The organism is Agromyces sp. NPDC029043 (assembly GCF_055564615.1).
The window spans coordinates 92,796-113,807 of record NZ_JBVHVX010000017.1 but is presented as its reverse complement, the minus strand read 5'-3'; the positions used below and the strand labels follow the sequence as shown (position 1 = coordinate 113,807).

Sequence of the window (21,012 nt, the reverse complement as noted above, 5' to 3'; positions counted from 1 at the left end):
TGCGGCCGGCGATCGCGACGAGTTCCTCATTGGTGCAGCCCGTCAGATCCACCACCTGCAACTCATCCAACACCGCATGCAACCTCGCGACCAACTCACCGGCCGCAGAGGTGAAGTCGATATCGAACGGATTCACATACGCACCCGGACCTTCGTGCGCGTCGTCGGAGGCATCAGCACCATCGCCAGCGTCAGGATTGTCGGGGGTGTCGCACAGAGTGGACTCGGCGCCATCGGCGTCGTCGGTGCTGTCACTCATTGCTGTCACCCCTCCCCGGAATCCCGTCGGCCATACTTCGAATATACGTTCGACTATATACCTAGACGCTGACACACGCAACCCCTCTTCCTCGACCTGATAGTTGACGGTTGATCAAAGCCGAGGGTTGCGCGGTAAACGCCGCGGTGCCATCCTTGGTCACCATGATCATCATCAGAAAGGCGGACTCCGCCTCCATCGCATGAGCGCGGGTCGCCTCGGGCTTCGGCCCGATGACCTCGGCACCACAACTCTCAACACCACCACTCTCAACACCATCGCCCAAGGCCGCGACCGGTGGCTCGCCCACGTGCTGAGCACTCAACCCGCCGACCGACAGGCAACGGAATCCGCTGTCGCACAGCTGTATCGGCATGCCGGGCACTCGCCACCGCAGTTCTGCTGGCTCCCCTCACCATCGGCCGCCATCGTGTTCATCACCGACCACGATCTGTCAGCGCGTAACTTGCCCGACCGTGACACCGTCGGCCGCGGAATCGCCCAGATACTCACCGGCCTGCGGCACGACATCGATCGACGCCTCCGGGCGCCCGAGCTGATCGCAGTGCGAAACTCTCTCCGCACCAGCCTCTTCGACGGAGTGGCGGCAGCCATCAGGAGCATGATCCTTCCCCTGCCGGGCATCGTCGGCTGGTACGGCCAGCACGAGGCACACCGGATCGCCGTCGCCGACATCGCACTACGCCTCGGCCTTCTCCCCCTCGCCGACGACGATCGCGAACTCGTCGACATCCTCATCACACTCACCACGTCCGCCGGCTGGTGGTGGCCGTTCGACGACGTTGCCGTGCTGTCCGAGCGTCCCCACGCGATCCACACCGAACCGGCGCCGCACAGTCCGGACAATCAACGCCGCCTCCATCACCCCGACCGGCCCGCAGTCCAGTTCATCGACGGCACAGGCGTTTACGTCCTGCACGGAACCATCGTTCCGGACTGGGTCATCACCGATCCCACCGTGGAACGAATAGGCCGCGAACGCAACATCGAGATCCGCCGCACCGCGATCGAGCGGATCGGATGGGATCACTACATCGACGCGGCCGGTCTCATCCTCCGCGACCAATCGGCCGATCCCGCCAACACCGACCATCCGCTGCGCCTCTACTCGACACCCCGCGCATGGCGTACCAACGCCCAGCTCCTCGTCGTCGTGAACGGCTCCCTGGAACGCGACGGAACCCGACGCCGCTACGGGCTACAGGTCCCCGGCTGGATTCCGACGGCCCTCGACGCCGCCGGCTGGACCTATGGGCTCACCGGCGAACAGTATTCGTCACTGACCCGCAGAACATGAACTCCCACAGCATGATCCATCGAATCCATCAACCCCCGACACCACAGGTGATACCCATGACCCCATTGCTCACCCTCTCCGACCTCACCCAACTCACCGGCCTCGACGTCCTTGATCATCTCGACCGCAGCATCTCCGTCCCGATCAGCGGCGGCCTGCAGGCCCAAGGCGATCTCCTCGTCATCCCGATGGCGATGATCGACGCAGAGACGCTGCGGGATCTCCGCCGGGGCTGGAATCAGCGGATGCCGGTGCCGCGTGATGGCGTCGAACTCCTGCGCAGCACCGCGGGCGGCAATCCCCACACTCTCACCGCCGATGAACGGACGTGCACCTGGTCCACTCCGATCTTCGACGAACACCGCCTCGCTCTCGGAATCGTCGACGCGTCGTCGACCGCCTATCTCATCCATCCCGAGCACGGCGCCACCGGAATTGCTCCAGGTACCTATCTCATCCGCAGGCAGCGTGAGAGTGTGGGGCTGTTCGGTTATGGCCGAACACAATTCGTCGCCGACTGCGACGCCTGCGGCAGATTCCAACGAATCTGTCAGCTCCGGTGGTTGTTACCTCCGGAATCGACAGATTCGGTGGAATCTGCCCTCAGTCGACGGTCGGCTCGGCGTCACCAACCGCAAGCACGACCCTCGAGCCGTGCGGCATCTCCTGCACCAGGCGCAAATGTGCCAGTGCCGGGTACTGCTCCAGCATCCGGCCCACATTCGCCAGCGACCGCAGCGCTGCGGTTTCCGCGCGTGCCTGTTCCAGCTTCGCCAGCCCCCGCGCCCGGGCGGTGATCACCTCGACCGAGGCGGCACGGATCTCACCGGGCAGGATGACGTCACGAATCAGGACACCCTGCACCTCGATACCTACCGACGCACCCGCGGCGATGGCCGCCCGGCGGATCGGTGCGACGTCGATATCCGCCCGACGCATCAGCGTCTCGGCGTCGACCTGCGCGCACATCTCGCGCAGCGCGACCTGGGCGGCCAGGTAGACACCCATGATCGGCTCATCGGCGGTCTCGACGAAGCGTGCCGGATCGGTGACGATCAGGCGCAGCGTCATCGACACACGCACCGAGACACCGTCGGAGGTCAGAACCTCTTGTGGTGCAACAGGAATCAGCCGCTCACGCAGATCGACACTGCGGTAGATCGCATCGGGCCGCGACCGGTAGGCGGTCCCGGCGGGGATCATCCGCGCGAGCTGACCGTGGCGGTACTCCAACTGGGCGAACCCAGGACTGGTGACGTAACGCTTCCAACGCGTGAACAGGGACATGGCATCCTCCTCTCGTCTCGTGTGCACATGTCATGTCGTCGTATTCGGTTGTCTCCCATGGGTCACCGCCCGCGGGCGGACCCGGCGATGGGGATCGTCGACGACGACCTGCGTCGTGCGCCGCGATCCACAGAATCGTCGGTGTCCGGGGTCCCGGGGACGGTGACCGGGTGAGGACTCGAACCTCGGGGTGATAGACCCTTGCCATGGGAAGCGTCGGAAGTATCACGCGCAGAACATGATTGCGGTACCCCGCACTCGGCTGCTCTCCCGACGCGAGGAGTAACTCTCCCCCACCACGTCGTCGTGTGCAACGGAATTTCTACGGGACAGCCCGAGGGCTGACAGCGCCCAGCAGACGGCACAGGGCCCCGGCCGGAAATCATCCGGCCGGGGCCCTGTGTGATCAGATCAGATCAGTACCGAATCAGCTCAGTACTTCTCGCCCTTGGCTGCCTTCTCGACGAGCGAGGAGGTCGGCTCGAAGTGCGAACCGTACTTCGTCGCGAGCTCACGCGCGCGGTCGACGAAGCCCTGCAGGCCGCCCTCGTACTGGTTCATGTACTGCACCACGCCACCGGTCCACGCGGGGAAGCCGATACCGAAGATCGAACCGATGTTGGCGTCGGGCACCGAGGTGATGACGCCTTCCTCGATGCACTTGGCGGTCTCGAGCGCCTCGGCGAAGAGCATGCGCTCCTTCATGTCCTCCAGCGAGATCTTCGCGCTGCCGGACTTGAAGTGCTCACGCAGACCCGGCCACAGCTGGACGCGCTTGCCGGCCTCGTCGTACTCGTAGAAGCCCGCGCCGTCCTTCTTGCCCGGACGTCCCTGCTCGACCAACCAGTCGATGACGGCGTACGAACCGTGATCCGGCACGTCCTTGCCCTCGGCCTTGGCGGCTTCCTCGGTCTCCTTGCGGATCTTCTGCATCAGGACGAGGTTGAGCTCATCGGAGAGCTGCAGCGGCGCGGCCGGGTAACCGGCCTGGGTGCCCGCATGCTCGATGAAGGCCGGCTCGACGCCCTCACCGACGGCCGCGATGGCCTCGTTGATGAAGGTGCCGATGACACGGCTGGTGAAGAAGCCGCGGCTGTCGTTGACGACGATCGGCGTCTTACGGATCTGCAGGGTGTAGTCGATGACCTTGGCCAGCACGGCGTCGGAGGTCTTGGCGCCCTTGATGATCTCCACGAGCGGCATCTTGTCGACCGGCGAGAAGAAGTGGATACCGATGAAGTCCTCGGAGCGCTTGACGCCCTCGGCGAGGATGGTGATCGGCAGCGTCGAGGTGTTCGAGCCCAGGATGGCGTCGGGTTCGACGACGTCCTCGATCTCCTGGAACACCTTGTTCTTCACCTCGACCGACTCGAAGGCGGCCTCGATGACGAGGTCGACACCCTTGAAGTCGGCGGCGTCGGCCGTCGGGGTGATCAGGGCGAGGAGCGCGTCGCTCTTCTCCTGCGTGGTCTTGCCGCGGGAGAGTGCCTTCTCCTCGAGCTTGACCGCGTAACCCTTACCGCGCTCGGCGTTCTCGAGGGACACGTCCTTGAGGACGACCTCGATGCCCGCCTTGGCGGAGACATACGCGATGGCCGCGCCCATCATGCCGGCGCCGATGACGCCGACCTTCTTTGCCTGGTACTTCGGGTAGCCCTCGGGACGCGAGCCGCCGTTGTTGATGTGCTGCAGGTCGAAGAAGAACGCCTTGATCATGTTCTGCGCGACCTGACCGGTCACGAGATTCACGAAGTAGCGCGTCTCGATGAGATCAGCAGTGTCGACGTCGACGTAGGCACCCTCGATGGCCGCGGCCAGGATGTTGCGCGGCGCAGGCATGTTGGCACCCTTGATCTGCTTGCGCAGCAGGGCCGGGAATGCCGGGAGGTTCGCGGCGACCGACGGGTTGGTGACAGCACCACCGGGCATCTTGTAGCCCTTGACATCCCACGGCTGAGCGGCCTCGGGATTGGCGGCGATCCACGCCTTGGCGGCGGGCAGCAGTTCCTCGACGGAGCCGACGACCTCATCGATGAGGCCGAGTTCCTTGGCCTTGGCGGGCTTGAGGCGCGGGCCCTGCAGCAGCACGTTCATCAGGGCGCTCTGGAAACCCAGCAGACGCACGGTACGCACGACACCGCCGCCACCGGGCAGCAGGCCGAGGGTGACCTCGGGCAGGCCGAGCTGACTGCCCTTCACGTCCGCGGCGATGCGGTAGTGGGTGTGGAGGGTGAGCTCGAGTCCACCGCCGAGGGCGGCACCGTTGATCGCGGAGACGACGGGCTTACCCAGGGTCTCCAGGCGGCGCAGCACCTTCTTCATGCCGTTGGTGCGCTCGGTGATCGCGGTGGCGATCGCTTCCTTCGACTCGGTCCGCTCGGCGGTCATGTCCTTGAGGTCGCCGCCGGCGAAGAAGGTCTTCTTCGCGGAGGTCAGCACGACACCGGAGATGTCATCCTTCTCGGCCTCGAGACGATCGACGGTGGCCGCGATCGAATCCATGAACAGCTGGTTCATGGTGTTCGCGCCCTGGTTCGTATCGTCCATGGTCAGGATGACGACGCCGTCGGCGTCCTTCTCCCAATTGATCATGTTCTCACTCATGGTTATTCAAAGATCTTTCTGTCGTGGAGGCCGGGATCAGACGCGCTCGATGATGGTCGCGACGCCCATGCCGCCGCCGATACACAGGGTGACCAGGCCGTAACGACCGCCGGTGCGCTCGAGCTCGTCGAGTGCGGTGCCCAGGATCATGGCGCCGGTGGCGCCGAGGGGATGGCCCATGGCGATGGCGCCGCCGTTGACGTTGACCTTCTCGTGCGGGATCTTCAGATCCTTCATCCACTTCATGACGACCGAAGCGAACGCCTCGTTCAGCTCGAAGACGTCGATGTCGTCGACGGTCAGACCGGCCTTCTTCAGGGCCAGTTCGGTCGCCGGGGTGGGGCCGGTGAGCATGATCGACGGCTCGGAGCCGATCTCGGCGAATGCGACGATGCGGCCGCGCGGGGTCAGTCCGTTGCGCTTGCCCGCTGCCTCGCTACCGATCAGGATGGCGGCTGCGCCGTCGACGATGCCGGAGCTGTTACCGCCGGTGTGCACATGGTTGATGCGCTCGAGCTCCGGGTAACGCTGCATGATGACGTCGTCGAACCCGGCCATCTCGGCGAGCGCGGCGAAGGCCGGCTTCAGCTTGCCGAGGCTCTCGACGGTGCTGCCGGGGCGACGATGCTCGTCGTGATCGAGGAGGATGACGCCGTTGAGGTCACGCACGGGAACGACCGACTTGGCGAAATAGCCACTGGTCCAAGCCTTCTCGGCACGGTTCTGCGACTCGACGGCGAAGGCGTCGACGTCCTCGCGGGAGAAGCCCTCGATGGTGGCGATGGTATCGGCACCGATGCCCTGCGGGGTGATGTAGTTGTTGTACGCGGTGATCGGGTCCATGAAGAGTGCGCCGCCATCGCTGCCCATCGGCACGCGCGACATCGACTCCACACCACCGGCGATCACCAGGTCGTCGAAGCCCGACGCGACCTTGGCCGCGGCGAGGTTGGTGGCCTCCAGGCCCGACGCGCAGAAGCGGTCGATCTGGGTACCGGGAACGCTCTCCCCGAGGCCGCTGTTGAGGGCCGCGGTGCGGGCGATGACGCCGCCCTGCTCGCCGACGGGGGACACGACACCGAGGATGACGTCGTTGATCTCGGTGGGATCGAGGCTGCCGTGACGGGCCAGGACCTCGTTGATGATGCCGCTGGCCAGGTCGACCGGCTTCACGCTGTGCAGCGAGCCACCCCGCTGCTTACCACGAGGCGTACGGAGGGCCTCGTAGATGAATGCTTGATCAGGCACGAAGTGTTCCTTTCACATGAACCACCAGTTGGTTACCCACCCAGGCTAACGCGGAATCACTTGTTTGGCTATACCCAATGGTCAATGGCAATTGAACATCCCCGAAAGTGCGCTATGGTCGATTCACCATGCCTGACCAGAACCCCGCCCGGCGCGCCCGCCCGGCCGACCGGAAGCGGCAGCTCGTCGACCGAGCCGTCACCCTGTTCGCCGATCGTGGCTACCCGCATGTGTCGGTCGCCGACGTCGCCCGGGCGGCCGGCGTCACCGCACCCTCGGTGTACCGCCACTTCGACGACAAGCAGGCGTTGCTCGCCGCGGCCGTCCTCTCCGGGGTCGACGATCTGGAGGCCTGCACCGACCGCGCACTACGGGTGTCGACGAATCGCTCGGGCGGCTACGGCGATCTGCTCGACGCGCTGTGCACCATGGGCGTCGCTCGGCCCGCGACCACCTCGCTGTGGCGGTGGAACAGCACCTACCTGACGCCGGAACAGAACCACGAGGTCGTCGTGCGCACCCGCGCGACCCTGAGCCGGTGGGCACAGGCCATCGCCGCGCACCGCCCCGACATCAGCGATCGGAACTCGGTACGGCTGGCGTGGGCCGCGCTCAGCGTCTCCGGCAGCATGTCGGTGCATCACACCCGCCTGTCCCCCGCGAAGGCGCGCGCGGAGTTGCGTGCGGCCATGGAGCGTCTCATCTCCCTCGATCCCGACGACGCCCCGCCGCTCGTCGCGCCACCGTCGATGGCGACGTCGACGCAGACCCGACGCGACGACATCCTCGACGCCGCGGGCCAACTCTTCGCTCGACGGGGCTACGCCGACGTCGGCGTGGACGACATCGGCGCGGCCGTCGGTATCACCGGCCCCAGCGTGTACAAGCACTTTCCGTCGAAGTTGGCGATCCTCGTCGGCATCGGGCAACGCTCGGCGATGCGGTTGGAGGCCGGCGCCATGGCCGCCTATTCGACGACGACCGATCCGGCGAAACTCCTGTCCCTGCTGGTGGATTCGTACGTCCTGACCATCACCAGCAGCACCGATCTGTCGGTGGCGTTCAACTCGTCGAGCGTGCTCGCCGGGCAACCCGCCGCCACCGAGTTGCTCGACGTCCAGCGGCGTTACGTCGCGCGGTGGATCGATCTGCTCATCGCGGTTCATCCCGACCTGTCCCGGGCTCAGGCGGCGATCGCCGTGCACGCGTCGCTGTCGATCGTCAACGACGCGGTGCGCATGGGCCGTGGCGCGGCGCGCCCCGAGTTCCCCGCGCAGATGGCTTTCCTCATGAAGGGCGTTCTGGGAGTCTGAGACGATGAATCCACACGAACCGCAGTACACACGCGAGGAGCTGATCGCAGCGCTCGGCGTCTCCCCGGAGTACGCGGAAAAGATGTGGAACGCCTTCGGTTTCGCACACCGCAACACCGGCGACAAGATCTTCTCGCAGACCGACGTCGACGCCCTCAAGCTGTTCGCGTCCGCAGAGGAGACGATGCCGATGACCGCGCAGCTCGCCAGCGCCCGCGCCATCGGTCAGACGATGGCGCGCCTGGCCGACTGGCAGGCCGATCAGATCCGCGAACTCGACCGCAACCCCGACGTCCCCTGGACGGCCGATCAGATGGCGGCGTCCTTCGGTCAGGTGCAGAACCTGATCTGGCGACGGCACCTGGATCTCGTCATGCGCCGCGATATCGCCCACGATGCCGACGTCCACCTCGATCGGATCGTCGGATTCGCCGACATCGTCGGCTACACCAGCCTCTCGCGGCGCATCGCCATGGATGAACTCGAGCAGCTCATCGAGAACTTCGAGGAATCCACCCACGATGTCGTCAGCGACGCAGGCGGTTTCGTCGTCAAGACCCTCGGCGATGCTGTCATGTTCCTCTTCGACGACCCGGGCAACGCGGCGCAGGCTGCGCTCGGCATCCATCATCTCGTGGCCGAGGAGATCATCCCCGAGGTGCGGGTCGGCCTGGCCCGCGGTCAGATACTCACCCGACTCGGCGATGTCTTCGGCGAGCCGGTGAACATCGCCGCGCGCCTCTGCGGATCCGCGCGCCCGGGAACCACTCTCGTCGACGACGAACTCGCCGAGGATCTCGCCGACGACGAGCGCTTCTATCTCAAGAGCATCCCCACCCTCAGCGTCCGCGGATACCGCAAACTGAAGGCAAAGACGTTGGACGCCAACAAGTATTACGAGCCGCCCACCTCCGAGGGGGCCATCTCGACGGACTCGACCCCCGAGCAGGCCACCCCGTAGCACTCACCCCGCGGCGCCGGCGAGCCCGTACACCCGGATCTCGGTCGCCTTGACGACGAGGATTACCCCGATGCCCGGCCCGATTCCCAGGTCGGCGATCGCGGCCCAGGTGATCTCGGCGTCGATGGTGTCGCCGCCGACGCGCACACCGACGACGGCGTGTTCGCCGCGCGGCGCGATCTCGGTCACGGTGCCCGCCAACCTGTTTCGCGGGCTTCCGGGCACGTCGTCGCGGTAGATCGCGACGGCGCGCGGCGAGAACGCGGCCGCCGCCCGCCGCCCATCGGCGAGACCCTCCTCCGCGGAACCGATCACCGTGATGCCCTCGGGCGTCGTCACCGACGCCCCCGCCTCACTCGATCCCGACACTCCCACGAGGAAATTCAAACCCGAGAGCGACGCGGTGAACGGGTGACCCGGACGACTGATGACCTCACCGGTCGCTCCGTGATCCACCGCGCGGCCGTGCTCGAGGACGAGTACCTCGTCGGCGAGGGTCACCACGTCGATCAGATCGTGGGTCACCACCAGGGTCGCGCCGTCGCGGCTCCCGATCACCTCGCGGGTCAGACCCCGGATCTCCTGGGCAACAGCCACATCCAGCGCGGCGAACGGCTCGTCGAGCAGCAGCACCTGCGGATCGACGGCGAGCGCCCGCGCGATCGCCACCCGCTGCTGCTGCCCGCCGGAGAGTTGTGCGGGGCGCCGATCGGCGAAGGCGGTGACACCCGTCCGCGTCATCCAATCCGCCGCGATGGCCTCGGCCTCGCGCCGTCGTATCCCCGATGCCCGCGGCCCGTAAGCCACGTTCTGCGCCACGCTCAGGTGGGGGAACAGTCGCGGTTTCTGGGTCAGGAGTGCGATCGAACGTCGATGCGGCGGAACGGATGTCTCCCCATCTGCGATGATCCGATCGCCGACACGGATCTCCGATCCCGGCCCGGGTAGCAGCCCGGCGAGAACGTTCAGCAGCGTCGACTTGCCGGCACCGTTGGGGCCGATGACCCCCAGCGTCCGACCCCCGGGCACGTCGAGTTCGACATCGAGCGCGGGGACCCGCGAGCGCAGGTGCGCATGCAGGTCGGTCATACCGCCACCCGACGGGTCCGCAGATGCACCGCGACGACGACCGCCATCGCAATCACCATGAGTACCAGCGCCAGGGGCAGCGCCTGTTCGGGATCGTTGATCGCATCGAGGTAGATCTTGAGGGGAGCGGTCTGCGTCGTTCCCGGTCGGTTGCCGGCGAAGGTGATGGTCGCACCGAACTCGCCCAGCGCCCGCGCGAAGGCCAGCACCACACCGGAGATCAGCGCCGGCGCGATCAGCGGCAGGGTCACCGTGCGCAGTGTGTGCGTGGGACCCGCGCCGAGCGTCGCGGCGACCTCACCGTAATCACCGATCGACGACCGCAGCGCACCTTCCACACTGATCACCAGGAACGGCAGCGCCACAAAGGTCTGCGCGAGGATCACCGCGATGGTGGTGAACGCGATGGAGATGCCCGCCACCTCCAGATACTGCCCCACGATTCCGCGCCGCCCGAACGCATAGAGCAGCGCGAGGCCGCCCACCACCGGCGGTAACACCAACGGCAGCAACACCATTGCGCGCAGAACCCGCATCAGGGCGTTGTCGACCCGCGCGAACAGCAACGCCATCGGCACACCCAGCACGATGCACGCAAGCGTGCTCGCCACCGCGGTCAGCAGTCCGAGACGCAGTGCGTCCAGCGACGCCTGCGAGGTCACCGACTCCCAGAAGTCGCCCCACGGCATCCGCACGACGATCGCGATCGGCCCGATGAGGATGAACGCGATACCGAGCACCGCGGGCAGCAGCACCCACCGGGGAACCGGGATGGAGAACTGCGCGGTGCTCACGAACGGTGGGACTCAGCCTGCGTTGGCCGGACCGAACCCGGCCTGCTCCAGGATGTCCGCGCCGGTCTCGCCGAGCACCATGCCCTTGAACATCGCTGCGTCCTCGGAGTCGTCGGTGTCTTTCAGGACGCCGATCGGATACTTGTTGACGACCGCCGCGAACGCCGGGTCCGTGACGGTCGCGACCTTGTCGCCGGCACCCTTCGCGTCGGTGACGTAGACGAGACCGGCGTCGGCCTGCCCCGAGGTGACCTTGGCGAGCACCGCCGTCACCGAGGACTCCTCGCTGACCGGCGCCAGCGTCACCCCGGTGTTCTTCTCGACCTGTGCCGTCGCCGCACCGCACGGCACCTCCACCGCACACACGACGGTGCTGATGCCGCCTCGGTTCAGATCGGCGAAGTTGGTGATGCCCTTGGGATTTCCCGCTGCCGTGACGATGACGAGGGTGTTGGTCGCAAACGGCACCGGGTCGGCCACCTTGTCGGCGACCTTGTCCATCGTCTGTTCATCCGCGGTGGCGAGGACGTCCACACTCGCGCCCTGCTGGATCTGATTCACCAGCGCCGAGGATCCGTCGAACGTCAGCTTCACGTCGACGTCGGTATGGACCTTCTCGTACTGTTTCTCGATCTCGGTGAAGGTCTTCTTCAGCGACGCCGCCGCGTACACATCGAGGACCCGCTTACCGTCGGAGTCGTCGCCGCTCGAACATCCCGCGGTCAGTCCGGCGGCCACGATCAGCACACCCACGGTCACACCTACACGTCGCATCATCAGATCACCCATCTCATCGCTACCCGTCGTTTTTCGTTCGTTCGACGATGACCGTCGTCGCCTTGACCACCGCCGTCGCCACCACGCCGGTCTCGAGCCCGAGTTCCTCGGCGGCGTCGGCACTCATCAGCGAGGTCACCTCGAACGGACCGCACTGCATGACGACCTGCGCCATCACGCCGTCCATCCGCACCTCGGTCACCAGGCCGGTGAATCGGTTACGCGCCGAACGCAGCACGCCGGAGCCATCATCGGGAGGCGTGCCCGCACGCTCGTGCGCGAGTGCGGCCAGGGCCGCGCCGTCGACGGTCAGAAGGCCGTCTGCCGAGGTCGATGGCAGCGACCCCGCCGCGATCCAGCGCCGGATCGTGTCGTCGCTGACGCCGAGGAGATCCGCTGCATCACGGACCCGAATGCCGGACATGTGGAGCATCCTAACCGCTGATGCGTCGTTCTGATCCATCGGACGCCGCATACGCGGTTCTACGAGATCGACCGATGAGTTTTGACGACGACGTCGGTCCACCTCTGAAACCCAGCGCAAAAAACCACTCGCCCAGCACCCTGTTCCACCGATAACGTGAGGAAACATGAATTCATCCGTCGCGATCGAAGCCATCGACCTGGTCAAGAGATTTGACGATTTCACCGCCGTCGACGGGGTGAGCTTCACCGTCGAGTCCGGCAAGGTCCTCGGTCTGCTCGGCCCCAACGGCGCCGGCAAGACGACCACCGTCCGCATGATGACGACCCTGTCCGCCCCGACCAGCGGCACCGCCCGCATCGCGGGTTATGACGTCTCCGAGCACCCGGAGATGGTGCGCCGCAACATGGGCCTCACCGGCCAGGCAGCCACCGTCGACGAGTTGCTGACCGGCCGGGAGAACATCCGGATGATCGGTGGTCTGTACGGGGTCGGCCGCAAACAGTTGGCCCGGCGCGGGGACGAACTGCTCGAACAGTTCTCGCTCACCGACGCCGGCGACAAGACGGTGAAGTCGTACTCCGGCGGCATGCGCCGCCGACTCGATCTCGCCGTCAGCCTCATCGCCGCACCCCCGGTGCTGTTTCTCGACGAACCGACCACCGGCCTGGACCCGCGCAGCCGTTCCGAACTGTGGGATGTGTTGCGCAGCTTGGTCTCCGGCGGCACGACGCTGCTGCTGACGACGCAGTATCTCGAGGAGGCCGATCAACTCGCCGACGACATCGTCGTGATCGACCGCGGTCGCATCATCGCCCACGGCACCCCGCAGCAACTCAAGGAGCAGGCCGGCTCGGCGAGCCTCGTGCTGACCGTGTCCGACGCCGAGGACATCGCGGCTGCCGAGGCCCTCCTCGCACGTGCCGGCAACGAGGTCTTCATCGACCGCGGCGCACGGCGCCTCTCGACGGCCGCCGAGGGACTCGACGATCTCACCACCACCGTCGGGCGCTTCGCCGAGAGCCGTATCGCTCTCGACGATATCGGCCTGGCCCGCCCGAGCCTCGACGACGTGTTCCTCTCACTCACCGGGCATCGCGCCGAGGACGAGTCCTCCGACGCCGACGCCGACCTCAAGGAGATCTCCCGATGACCACCGAGACCGCCACCACCGCGAGCCTGTCGTCGCGGCCCGAGACCCATCCCACCGGATTGCTCCACCAGTCGATGATCATGGTGTGGCGCAACATGATCCACACCAAACGCATGCCGGAGATGCTCTCGGATGTGACCATCCAGCCGGTGATGTTCGTGCTGCTGTTCGCCTACGTCTTCGGCGCGGCGATCAACATCCCGGGCGTCAACTACAAGGAATTCCTGCTGCCCGGCATCATGGGCCAGACCATCGTGTTCACCGCGTTCATCGTGGCCGGCGGCATCACCGGAGACCTGGAGAAGGGCATCATCGACCGCTTCCGGTCACTGCCCATCAACCGGGCGTCGGTGCTCATCGGCCGCAGCATCGCGAGCGTCATGCACTCGTCGATCGGCATCGTCGTGATGGCGGTGACCGGTCTGGCGATCGGCTGGCGGATTCGCACCAACATCGCCGAGGGAGCACTCGGCTTCCTCCTGCTGCTCCTCTTCGGCTTCGCGATGATCTGGTTCGGCATCCTCGTCGGCTCGTGGCTGAAGTCGGTGGAGGCCGTGAACGGCTTCATGTTCTCCACGCTGTTCCCGATCACGTTCCTCTCCAACGCCTTCGTCCCCACCGATCCCATGCCGGACTGGTTGGAGACGATCGCCGAGTGGAATCCGATGTCCTCCCTCGTCCAGGCGCTGCGCGTGCTCTGGGGCAACGGGCCGGACATGACCGACGCCGCCCTGCCGCTGCAGCACCCGGTGCTCAGCACGCTGATCTGGGCCGTCGCGCTGACGCTGATCTTCGCGCCGTTCGCGCTGCTGGCCTACCGCAAGCGCACCACCGACTGACCCCCACCCCTCACCCCAACCCCGGGCAGATTCCCCGAGGGGTTACTGGGTCCGGGCGAGCGCCTCGAGTGGATCACTGAAGATCGCGTCCAGCGAGACGGCACCGGCGGCCTGCTGCTGCACCGTGGTGCCGGCGCGCGACACCCGCACATCGCGGTGATCGGACGCCGAGGTGTCGCGCACGGCCTCGGCCAGCGTCGAGAGCGTCGCCGGGAAATCGGTGAACGCCTGGCCGCCGAGGATGACGTGATCCGGATTGAAGATGTCGGAGATCAGCGCAATGGTCCGGCCGAGCACCTCGGCGCGTTCGGCGAGCAGCGCGGTGGCGATCTCGTTGCCGCCGCGCGCCAGCTCGTGCACATCCTCGACCTCCTCCACCGGAAGTCCCTGCGCCAGAGCGGCATCCACGATGCCGGTGTCGCTGACCGACGCCTCGAGCTGGCCGGTGTTGGCCGGATCGAGCAGCGTCGTCCCGCCGACCGGGAAGTGCCCGATGACCGGCGGGCCGGCGGCGGGCGTGTACACCGTGCCGTCGACGCTGAACGCGATGCCCACCATCTCGCGGGCGTAGAAGTAGAGGAAGCTCGATCGCTTCGGATCGGGGTTCACGGCCAGTTCGGCGGCGGCCATCGCCTCGACGTGCGATGCCACCGAGACCGGAAGTCCGAGGGATTCGGCGATGACACGTCCGACGGGAGCCTGATCCCAGCCCAGCCGCGGATGATCGACGAAGCCGCCGGCGCTCACCTTGCCGCCGAGCGCCACACCCGCCCACAACACCCGACGCCCCGTCCAGCGACCGACGAATCGTCGTGCGCTGGAACCGATCGCGGCGAGCACCTGCTCGGGGGTGTCGGCGACCGGCGTCGGGATCTGTATCGCACCGACGACCCGGTGCAGCAGGTCATAGGTGGTGATCGCGGTGACCTTGTAACCGATGTGGATGCCCACGGTCAGGAAGTCGGTGACGTTCAGTTCGAACGGAAGACGCGGCCGGCCGATGGCGCCCGCCGGTGCCAGGTCGGCGCGTTCCCGGATGAGCCCGGATTTGAGGAGCGCCGAGACCTGACGGTTGACCGTCGAGATGGACAGCCCGGTCTGCGCGGCGACGTCGTCGCGGAACACGGGGCCGGACAGTCGCGCGGCGCGCAGCACCAGCCCGGCGGGCTTGCTGGGCAACTGGAGGTGTGGGGTCGCGACGTGGATCGGACCGACCCCCTTCCCTGTCGTGCTGGGCGTCGACGCCGAAATCCGGACCGGACCACGGATCCGCGACCCGTAGGCGAGCGGACGGCCCTGCGACACGGGCACGTTCGCGGCCACCGGGCGGCGGCGCACAGCTGTTGTCTGACGATGATCGAGAGTACTGGTCATGAGAGTTGTCCCTGGGATGAAACGGCCACGTCGCGCACATCTGTGACCCGCACGAACGTGCGGACAGGGCAGCGAAATGGGAATGAGCGATACGAGAACTGGGGCGGATCAGCGCATTCGGCAACAACACGAATGACGGGTCATCTCACGACAGCACGCGGCGGTGAGGGTATGGGTTACCTCGCCGGGGGTGCGGATGATGCTCGTCATGGGCTGCAACCTAACACGCCCGATCCGCGCCGCGTCTGGTTGCGCCCAGCGTGCGCAAAAATCTCAACGGTGGGCATTGTCAGTACCCTCACCTAAACTTTTGCCATGTCCACAGCCACCGCGAACGCCGAGTTCCTCGAGGTCACCGAGCCGTTCAAACGGGAGATCCTCGCGCATTGCTATCGCATGATGGGGTCCTTCCACGACGCCGAGGACCTCACCCAGGAGACCTATCTGCGGGCCTGGCGGGGCTACGCGAAGTTCGATCACCGCTCGTCGGTCCGTACCTGGTTGCACAAGGTCGCCACCAACACCTGTCTCACCGCCCTGTCGAGCGGGCAGCGCCGTCCGTTGCCGTCGGGACTGGGTACCGACGCCTTCGATCCGACCGACGATCTCCTCCAGAATCACGAGGTCCCGTGGCTCGAGCCGTTCGGCGGCACCGTCGATGAGATCGCCCCCGCCGCCGACGCCGATCCGGCCTATGTCGTCGGCGCCCGTGAATCCATCCGGCTCGCCTTCATCGCCGCCCTGCAGCATCTGCCGGAACGGCAACGCGCGGTCCTCATCCTGCGTGACGTGCTGCAGTGGAAGGCCGCCGAGGTCGCCGAGACCGTCGGTGTCACCACGGCCACCGTCAACAGCCTCTTGCAGCGGGCACGCGAGACCCTCAGGAATGCCCGCCCGGACGCCGCCGGTACCGCCGACTCGGCCGCCGTCGTCGCCGACGAGGCCAAGCGGGAGCTGCTCGCGCGCTACGTCTCCGCCTTCGAGCGTTATGACGTCGACGCCATCGTCGAGATGTTCACCGACTCCTCCATCTGGGAGATGCCGCCCTTCACCGGCTGGTACCGCGGTGCGGAGTCGATCGGCACCCTCATCCGCCGGAACTGCCCGGCGGAGAAAGACGGCGATCAGATCCTCCTGCCGACCCAAGCCAACGGTCAGCCGGCGTTCGGCCTGTACATGCGTGAGGCCGACGGCATCCACCGGCCGTTCCACCTGCAGGTCCTCGAGCTCGACGCCGCGGGTCACGTCGCCCACGTCGTCGCTTTCTTCAGCGAGACCATGACCGAGGACTTCGCCCGCTTCGGGCTGCCCGCCACCCCGTACTGACGAGCCACCGACGGCAGCCCCACGGGGTGACCGCCTACGGGTTACCGCACGTCAACGCCGACGGGTCCATCCACACGACCTCCCAGGCATGCCCGTCGGGATCGCAGAAGCTACGGCTGTACATGAACCCCAGATCCTCCGGGGCGCGCAACAACGCCCCGCCGTGGGCCAGTGCCGCATCCGCCCGACGGTCCACCTCGGCGCGCGACTCCGCCGAGATCGCGAGCACCACTTCGCGGCACCGCAACGGATCGGCGACGCGGCTCGCCGCATACCCGGCGAATCGTCGTTCGTCGTGGAGCATCACCTTGGTGTGGACGTCGACGTCCATGCACAGCGTGCCCGCATCGCAAAAGATCCGATCGAAGCCGAAACCGAGCGCGCCGAAGAATGCGCGCGTCACGGCCACATCGGCAACGGGAAGATTCACGAACAGCATGTGGGTATCGACCGCCGACACAGCTCGAACTCATCGGTCCGCGACCCCGCCGGTCGAGTCGACACGAGCGAGCGCGGCGAGCCCGACGCATACCGAGACGATGATCGCTCGCCGCCTAAGGTGGTGGCATGGGTGTCATCTATCTCGTGCGTCACGGTCAGGCCGACTCCGGTGCCTACGGCATCGATTCCGGCGCACCCGCTCCCAACGGCCCCGGCGGACTCACCGACCTCGGCGTCGTGCAGGCCAAGCTCACCGGCGCCCTCCTCTCGTCACTGACCGGCCGCGTCACCGCCGCCATCAGCGGCGATCTCGCCCGCCAGCAGCAAACCCTCGCCGACGTCCTTTCGGCCTTCGACGACGCACCCACCCCCATCGTCGACGCCGCATGGAATGAGTACGAGCTGCCCGCGCTCGTCGGGACGGCCTCGCCGCAGGAGTACGCCGACGGCCGCGCCTACCAGCAACGCCTCGATGCCGGGCTGGCCGAGTGGATCACCCACAGCGGCGAGACGGTCGGCGGGGAAACCTACGCCGAGTTCCGCAGCCGGATCGCCGACGCCGCGGCCCGCGCCACCGAGCTCGCCGGCTCCGGTCAGACGGTGCTCGTGGTGTCCTCGGCCGGATCCATCACCCAGCTCCTCGCGCAGCTCTGGAAGGTGCCCGACGAGCAGTGGCCGGTCATGTCCCGGACCATGGTCAACGCCTCGGTGACCAAACTCCTCGTCGGACGCAGTGGCGTGACCGTGGTGTCGGTCAACGAGCACGCTCACCTCGCCGACCGCGATGGTGGGGTCGCGACCTTCCGCTGAGCAGCACCTAGGCCCGATGCAGATTCGCCCCCGGCCGCGTGATCACGATGTTGGGCACGACGGCCCAGCGCGACAGCTCGGTGATCGAATGGACCAGCGTTGCGACATCCGCGGCGGTGATCATCTCCTCCTGCGGGATCGGGGTCCACTCCGACATGTCGGTGTCGACGTATCCCGGTGCGATCGTCGTCGCGCTCACACCGGCCTCGGATTCCTCCAGATTGAAGGTCTCACACAGGGAGATCAGTGCCGCCTTCGTCGCACCATAGGCGGCGAGCTCCGGCTCCGGGTAGACCCCCGTAATCGACGCCACGGCAATCACTTTCGCGGAGTCCGCGTGCGCAGCGGTCGCGCGCAGCGTCGGCAGCAAATCCTGCAACAACACATACGGCGCCCGCACATTGATCTGATACAGCTTGTCGAAACGTCGGACCGGGAACTCGGCCATCGCACCCTTGGATCCCATGCCCGCGTTGATGATCAGGGCATCACACCGCCCGAACGCCCTTCGGTGGGCGGCCGCGAGCGCCGTCACCGCCTCCGGGTCGGCCATATCGGCGGGCACGACCTCCACCCGCCCGGCGAACTCCCGCAGGTGATGCGCCGTCTCCTCCAGCGCCTCGACCCCGCGCGCACTGATCGTCAGATCCCACCCGGACTTGGCGAACCGCTCGGCGATCGCCGCCCCGATCCCCCGCGATGCGCCGGTGATCAGCGCGGTGCGGTTGCCCCCCAACGGGATATCACTCATCAACTATTCCCCTTCAGTGCCGCCAGGCCGGCGGCGATGAACTCGGCTGTCGTCGCGGCGGCGTTCTCCGCACCGTCGCCCGATGATGCACCGGCCAGCGCGCGGTGCGTGATGCCCTCGGCGATGACGCCGAGTTTCAGATTCGCCAGACCGAGATAGAAGTCCCAGTCGCCCAGATCGCGGCCGGTGACGGCGGCGTAGCGCTGGGCCATCTCGTCGGCCTTCGGGTACCGATCACTGGTCCATGCGGCGTCGAAGCCGAGGACCTTGTCGAAGACCGGGGCGCGGTAGACGCACATCAGGGCCACGTCGGTGATCGGATCACCCAACGTCGACATCTCCCAATCCACCACCGCCGCAACCACTCCCGGGTCGTCGGCGGCGAGGATCGTGTTGTCGACGCGGTAATCCCCGTGCACGATGGTGTTGCGCGAGGTGGCCGGCAGCCGCTCGGTCAGCGCGGCGGCGAGCTTCTCGACGTCGTCGAGTTCCCGCGTCTTGACGTGCCCCCACTGACGCGCCCACAGCTTGACCTGGCGGGCCGCGAATCCGTCGGGCCGCCCGAAGCTCCCGAGTCCCACCGCTTCGTAATCCACCGCATGCAGCGCGGCGAGGGTGTCGATCAGGGCGGTGCTGTTGCGGGCCACCTCATCGTCGGAGAGTTCCTCGAGATCAGCTGCCGTGCGGATCACCCGCCCGTCGATGAACTCGACGACGGTGAACGGCGCACCGAGCACCTCGCCGTCGGGGTCCACCGCCACGGTCGCGGCAACCGGAACATCGGTGTCCTGCAGGGCTTTGGTCACCGACCACTCACGATTCATGTCATGCGCGGACGGCGTCAACCCGCCGGTCGGCGGACGTCGGACGACCCAGCGCGACACGTCGTCGGTCACCGAGAACGTCAGATTCGACTTGCCGCCACTGATCAGCGTCACGTCCAGATCGCCGACGACGTCCACCCCGGAGTCGACGAGGAAGGCACGCAGTACCGCGGCGTCGAGCGCCGGATGCGCACTCATGCGCGGGCCTTGCGTGCGCGGCCGATAGCCCGGCGGGCGATCGCCCAGCGGTGCACCTCGGACGGACCGTCGTAGATCCGGAAGGGTCGCAGTTCGTTCGCGAGTCGTGCCAGTGGCAGATCAGCGGAGACGCCGAGTCCGCCGCACATCTGAATGCTGCGATCGGCTACTCGCGAATATGCTTCGGCGGCAAAGGTCTTCGCGATCGACGTCTCGTCGGACGCGTGATGACCCAGGTCGAGTTCATGGCACGCCTTGATCAACAGGGCGCGGGTCGCCGCGAGGTCGATCTCGTTGTCGGCGACCATCTGCTGGATCATGCCGAGATCGCCGAGCGTGCCACCGAAACCCTCACGCCGCGAGACATAGTCGACGGCGACGTCGTGGCATCGGGTGGCCGCGCCCAGCCACCGCATCACGTGGGTCATGCGGGCCGGACCGAGTCGCACCTGCGCGTAGCGGTAGCCCTCGTCGACCTCGCCGAGGATGTCCTCGTCGGGGATGAAGACGTCACGGAAGCTCACCTCGCAGTGACCGCCGATCATCGCCTTGTCGATGGTGTCGATATGCCGCTCGACGGTGATCCCGGCAGTGTCACCGGGGGCGAGGAACATCGTCGCGCCGCCGCGGTCACCGGGCGCACCCGCGGTGCGCGCCATGATGATGAAGAATCCCGCACCCTCGGCACCGGTGATGAATCGCTTGTCGCCGTTGATCTTCCAGCCACCGTCGACCTTGGTGGCAGCCGTTCGCAACGCATTGGGGTCGCTGCCCGCACCCGGCGACGGCTCGGTCATCGCGAACGCCGAGCGCACCTCACCGGAGGCCAGCGGGCCGAGATACTTCAACTTCTGATCATCGGTGGCGATGTGGGCGAGCATGTGCACGTTGCCTTCATCGGGCGCCCCGATGTGCAGCGCGACCGGCCCGAAGGTGGAGTAGCCGGCAGCCTCGAAGACCGGCGTGCGGTCCGACATGTTCAGGCCCAGCCCGCCGTACTCGATCGGCGCATGCGGCGCGAATACGCCCGCGGCCTTCGCCTTGTCGTTCATCTCCCGACGACGTTCGTCGCCGCCGGCGGCGGTGATGTCGCCGCGGAACTCGTCCTCGATCGGCAGGATCTCGTCCCGGACGAAGCGTCGGGTGTTGTCGATGAGGTCGATGACCTCGGGTGCGTAGGTCAGGTCTACGGGCATTGCACTCTCCTGGGCTCGGCCGGCCG

At 66.8% G+C, this 21,012-nt stretch carries 21 protein-coding genes; 7 read left to right on the top strand and 14 right to left on the bottom strand.

Going from position 1 to position 21,012, the window contains the following annotated elements:
• The coding region (locus tag ACZ4TW_RS18350) for a hypothetical protein (protein ID WP_465545030.1) at nt 1–259 on the bottom strand (259 nt) is incomplete at its 3' end.
• 202 nt (nt 260–461) lie between these two features.
• Here ACZ4TW_RS18350 and ACZ4TW_RS18345 point away from each other — a divergent pair.
• A complete protein-coding gene (locus ACZ4TW_RS18345; protein WP_465545028.1) occupies nt 462–1,577 on the top strand; it encodes a DUF6745 domain-containing protein in 1,116 nt (371 codons plus the stop codon).
• Here the strand turns inward: ACZ4TW_RS18345 and ACZ4TW_RS18340 are convergent.
• The 4 genes from ACZ4TW_RS18340 to ACZ4TW_RS18325 form a co-directional block, all read right to left on the bottom strand.
• Entirely contained in the window at nt 1,529–1,999 is a 471-nt protein-coding gene (locus ACZ4TW_RS18340; protein WP_465545026.1) for a hypothetical protein, read from the bottom strand. The two genes, ACZ4TW_RS18345 and ACZ4TW_RS18340, sit on opposite strands and share 49 nt — an antisense overlap.
• Nucleotides 2,000–2,180: 181 nt before the next feature.
• On the bottom strand, nt 2,181–2,864 hold the full coding sequence (locus ACZ4TW_RS18335) for a slipin family protein (RefSeq protein ID WP_465545024.1): 684 nt from the start codon (nt 2,862–2,864) through the stop codon (nt 2,181–2,183).
• Between the two features lie 432 nt (nt 2,865–3,296).
• Nucleotides 3,297–5,468, bottom strand: coding sequence for a 3-hydroxyacyl-CoA dehydrogenase NAD-binding domain-containing protein (locus ACZ4TW_RS18330; RefSeq protein ID WP_465545022.1), 2,172 nt, complete (start codon nt 5,466–5,468; stop codon nt 3,297–3,299).
• Nucleotides 5,469–5,504: 36 nt separating this feature from the next.
• Nucleotides 5,505–6,716: an acetyl-CoA C-acetyltransferase gene (locus ACZ4TW_RS18325; RefSeq protein ID WP_465545020.1), complete on the bottom strand. Its 1,212-nt coding sequence runs from the start codon at nt 6,714–6,716 to the stop codon at nt 5,505–5,507.
• A 128-nt stretch (nt 6,717–6,844) separates the two neighbouring features.
• Between ACZ4TW_RS18325 and ACZ4TW_RS18320 the strand changes: the two genes are divergently transcribed.
• Entirely contained in the window at nt 6,845–8,029 is a 1,185-nt protein-coding gene (locus ACZ4TW_RS18320) for a TetR/AcrR family transcriptional regulator (protein ID WP_465545018.1), read from the top strand.
• 4 nt (nt 8,030–8,033) lie between these two features.
• Nucleotides 8,034–8,990 (top strand): adenylate/guanylate cyclase domain-containing protein, encoded by a 957-nt coding sequence (locus tag ACZ4TW_RS18315; RefSeq protein ID WP_465545016.1) that lies wholly within the window; start codon nt 8,034–8,036, stop codon nt 8,988–8,990.
• A 3-nt stretch (nt 8,991–8,993) separates the two neighbouring features.
• Here ACZ4TW_RS18315 and ACZ4TW_RS18310 read toward each other — a convergent pair whose 3' ends face one another.
• From ACZ4TW_RS18310 to ACZ4TW_RS18295, 4 genes are read right to left on the bottom strand one after another with little or no spacing between them, the layout of a single operon-like run.
• Nucleotides 8,994–10,079: a sulfate/molybdate ABC transporter ATP-binding protein gene (locus ACZ4TW_RS18310; RefSeq protein WP_465545014.1), complete on the bottom strand. Its 1,086-nt coding sequence runs from the start codon at nt 10,077–10,079 to the stop codon at nt 8,994–8,996.
• Nucleotides 10,076–10,873 (bottom strand): ABC transporter permease, encoded by a 798-nt coding sequence (locus tag ACZ4TW_RS18305; RefSeq protein ID WP_465545012.1) that lies wholly within the window; start codon nt 10,871–10,873, stop codon nt 10,076–10,078. The genes ACZ4TW_RS18310 and ACZ4TW_RS18305 overlap by 4 nt, the downstream gene beginning before the upstream one ends.
• A gap of 12 nt (nt 10,874–10,885) precedes the next feature.
• On the bottom strand, nt 10,886–11,626 hold the full coding sequence (gene modA / locus ACZ4TW_RS18300) for a molybdate ABC transporter substrate-binding protein (protein ID WP_465545010.1): 741 nt from the start codon (nt 11,624–11,626) through the stop codon (nt 10,886–10,888).
• A gap of 43 nt (nt 11,627–11,669) precedes the next feature.
• The gene (locus tag ACZ4TW_RS18295) at nt 11,670–12,074 is read right to left on the bottom strand and encodes a TOBE domain-containing protein (RefSeq protein WP_465545008.1); all 405 of its coding nucleotides are present in this window, start codon (nt 12,072–12,074) and stop codon (nt 11,670–11,672) included.
• A 166-nt stretch (nt 12,075–12,240) separates the two neighbouring features.
• Between ACZ4TW_RS18295 and ACZ4TW_RS18290 the strand changes: the two genes are divergently transcribed.
• Both ACZ4TW_RS18290 and ACZ4TW_RS18285 read left to right on the top strand, forming a co-directional pair.
• The gene (locus ACZ4TW_RS18290; RefSeq protein WP_465545006.1) at nt 12,241–13,227 is read left to right on the top strand and encodes an ATP-binding cassette domain-containing protein; all 987 of its coding nucleotides are present in this window, start codon (nt 12,241–12,243) and stop codon (nt 13,225–13,227) included.
• Nucleotides 13,224–14,066: an ABC transporter permease gene (locus ACZ4TW_RS18285; RefSeq protein ID WP_465545004.1), complete on the top strand. Its 843-nt coding sequence runs from the start codon at nt 13,224–13,226 to the stop codon at nt 14,064–14,066. Before ACZ4TW_RS18290 ends, ACZ4TW_RS18285 begins: the two co-directional genes overlap by 4 nt.
• A gap of 42 nt (nt 14,067–14,108) precedes the next feature.
• Here the strand turns inward: ACZ4TW_RS18285 and ACZ4TW_RS18280 are convergent, their stop codons facing one another.
• Entirely contained in the window at nt 14,109–15,245 is a 1,137-nt protein-coding gene (locus ACZ4TW_RS18280; RefSeq protein ID WP_465545002.1) for an ROK family transcriptional regulator, read from the bottom strand.
• 510 nt (nt 15,246–15,755) lie between these two features.
• On the opposite strand from ACZ4TW_RS18280, the gene ACZ4TW_RS18275 reads away from it, so the two are divergent.
• Entirely contained in the window at nt 15,756–16,766 is a 1,011-nt protein-coding gene (locus tag ACZ4TW_RS18275) for a sigma-70 family RNA polymerase sigma factor (RefSeq protein ID WP_465545000.1), read from the top strand.
• A gap of 34 nt (nt 16,767–16,800) precedes the next feature.
• Here the strand turns inward: ACZ4TW_RS18275 and ACZ4TW_RS18270 are convergent, their stop codons facing one another.
• Nucleotides 16,801–17,226, bottom strand: coding sequence for a VOC family protein (locus tag ACZ4TW_RS18270; RefSeq protein ID WP_465544998.1), 426 nt, complete (start codon nt 17,224–17,226; stop codon nt 16,801–16,803).
• Nucleotides 17,227–17,333: 107 nt separating this feature from the next.
• Between ACZ4TW_RS18270 and ACZ4TW_RS18265 the strand changes: the two genes are divergently transcribed.
• On the top strand, nt 17,334–18,017 hold the full coding sequence (locus tag ACZ4TW_RS18265) for a histidine phosphatase family protein (protein WP_465544996.1): 684 nt from the start codon (nt 17,334–17,336) through the stop codon (nt 18,015–18,017).
• A gap of 7 nt (nt 18,018–18,024) precedes the next feature.
• Here ACZ4TW_RS18265 and ACZ4TW_RS18260 read toward each other — a convergent pair whose 3' ends face one another.
• Genes ACZ4TW_RS18260 through ACZ4TW_RS18250 form a run of 3 tightly spaced genes read right to left on the bottom strand, consistent with a single transcriptional unit; the run spans nt 18,025 to nt 20,986 of the window.
• Entirely contained in the window at nt 18,025–18,768 is a 744-nt protein-coding gene (locus ACZ4TW_RS18260; RefSeq protein ID WP_465544994.1) for an SDR family NAD(P)-dependent oxidoreductase, read from the bottom strand.
• Complete coding sequence (locus ACZ4TW_RS18255; protein WP_465544992.1) at nt 18,768–19,790, bottom strand: phosphotransferase family protein; 1,023 nt, start codon at nt 19,788–19,790, stop codon at nt 18,768–18,770. The genes ACZ4TW_RS18260 and ACZ4TW_RS18255 overlap by 1 nt, the downstream gene beginning before the upstream one ends.
• Complete coding sequence (locus ACZ4TW_RS18250; protein WP_465544990.1) at nt 19,787–20,986, bottom strand: acyl-CoA dehydrogenase family protein; 1,200 nt, start codon at nt 20,984–20,986, stop codon at nt 19,787–19,789. The genes ACZ4TW_RS18255 and ACZ4TW_RS18250 overlap by 4 nt, the downstream gene beginning before the upstream one ends.
• Nucleotides 20,987–21,012 lie beyond the last annotated feature (26 nt).

What these genes read in the sequence shown, in the direction of transcription:
- ACZ4TW_RS18345 (WP_465545028.1), top strand. Translation starts at nt 462, where the DNA reads ATGAGCGCGGGTCGCCTCGGGCTTCGGCCCGATGACCTCGGCACCACA.
- ACZ4TW_RS18335 (WP_465545024.1), bottom strand. Translation starts at nt 2,864, where the DNA reads ATGTCCCTGTTCACGCGTTGGAAGCGTTACGTCACCAGTCCTGGGTTC.
- ACZ4TW_RS18330 (WP_465545022.1), bottom strand. Translation starts at nt 5,468, where the DNA reads ATGAGTGAGAACATGATCAATTGGGAGAAGGACGCCGACGGCGTCGTC.
- ACZ4TW_RS18320 (WP_465545018.1), top strand. Translation starts at nt 6,845, where the DNA reads ATGCCTGACCAGAACCCCGCCCGGCGCGCCCGCCCGGCCGACCGGAAG.
- ACZ4TW_RS18315 (WP_465545016.1), top strand. Translation starts at nt 8,034, where the DNA reads ATGAATCCACACGAACCGCAGTACACACGCGAGGAGCTGATCGCAGCG.
- ACZ4TW_RS18310 (WP_465545014.1), bottom strand. Translation starts at nt 10,079, where the DNA reads ATGACCGACCTGCATGCGCACCTGCGCTCGCGGGTCCCCGCGCTCGAT.
- ACZ4TW_RS18295 (WP_465545008.1), bottom strand. Translation starts at nt 12,074, where the DNA reads ATGTCCGGCATTCGGGTCCGTGATGCAGCGGATCTCCTCGGCGTCAGC.
- ACZ4TW_RS18290 (WP_465545006.1), top strand. Translation starts at nt 12,241, where the DNA reads ATGAATTCATCCGTCGCGATCGAAGCCATCGACCTGGTCAAGAGATTT.
- ACZ4TW_RS18285 (WP_465545004.1), top strand. Translation starts at nt 13,224, where the DNA reads ATGACCACCGAGACCGCCACCACCGCGAGCCTGTCGTCGCGGCCCGAG.
- ACZ4TW_RS18275 (WP_465545000.1), top strand. Translation starts at nt 15,756, where the DNA reads ATGTCCACAGCCACCGCGAACGCCGAGTTCCTCGAGGTCACCGAGCCG.
- ACZ4TW_RS18265 (WP_465544996.1), top strand. Translation starts at nt 17,334, where the DNA reads ATGGGTGTCATCTATCTCGTGCGTCACGGTCAGGCCGACTCCGGTGCC.
- ACZ4TW_RS18260 (WP_465544994.1), bottom strand. Translation starts at nt 18,768, where the DNA reads ATGAGTGATATCCCGTTGGGGGGCAACCGCACCGCGCTGATCACCGGC.
- ACZ4TW_RS18255 (WP_465544992.1), bottom strand. Translation starts at nt 19,790, where the DNA reads ATGAGTGCGCATCCGGCGCTCGACGCCGCGGTACTGCGTGCCTTCCTC.
- ACZ4TW_RS18250 (WP_465544990.1), bottom strand. Translation starts at nt 20,986, where the DNA reads ATGCCCGTAGACCTGACCTACGCACCCGAGGTCATCGACCTCATCGAC.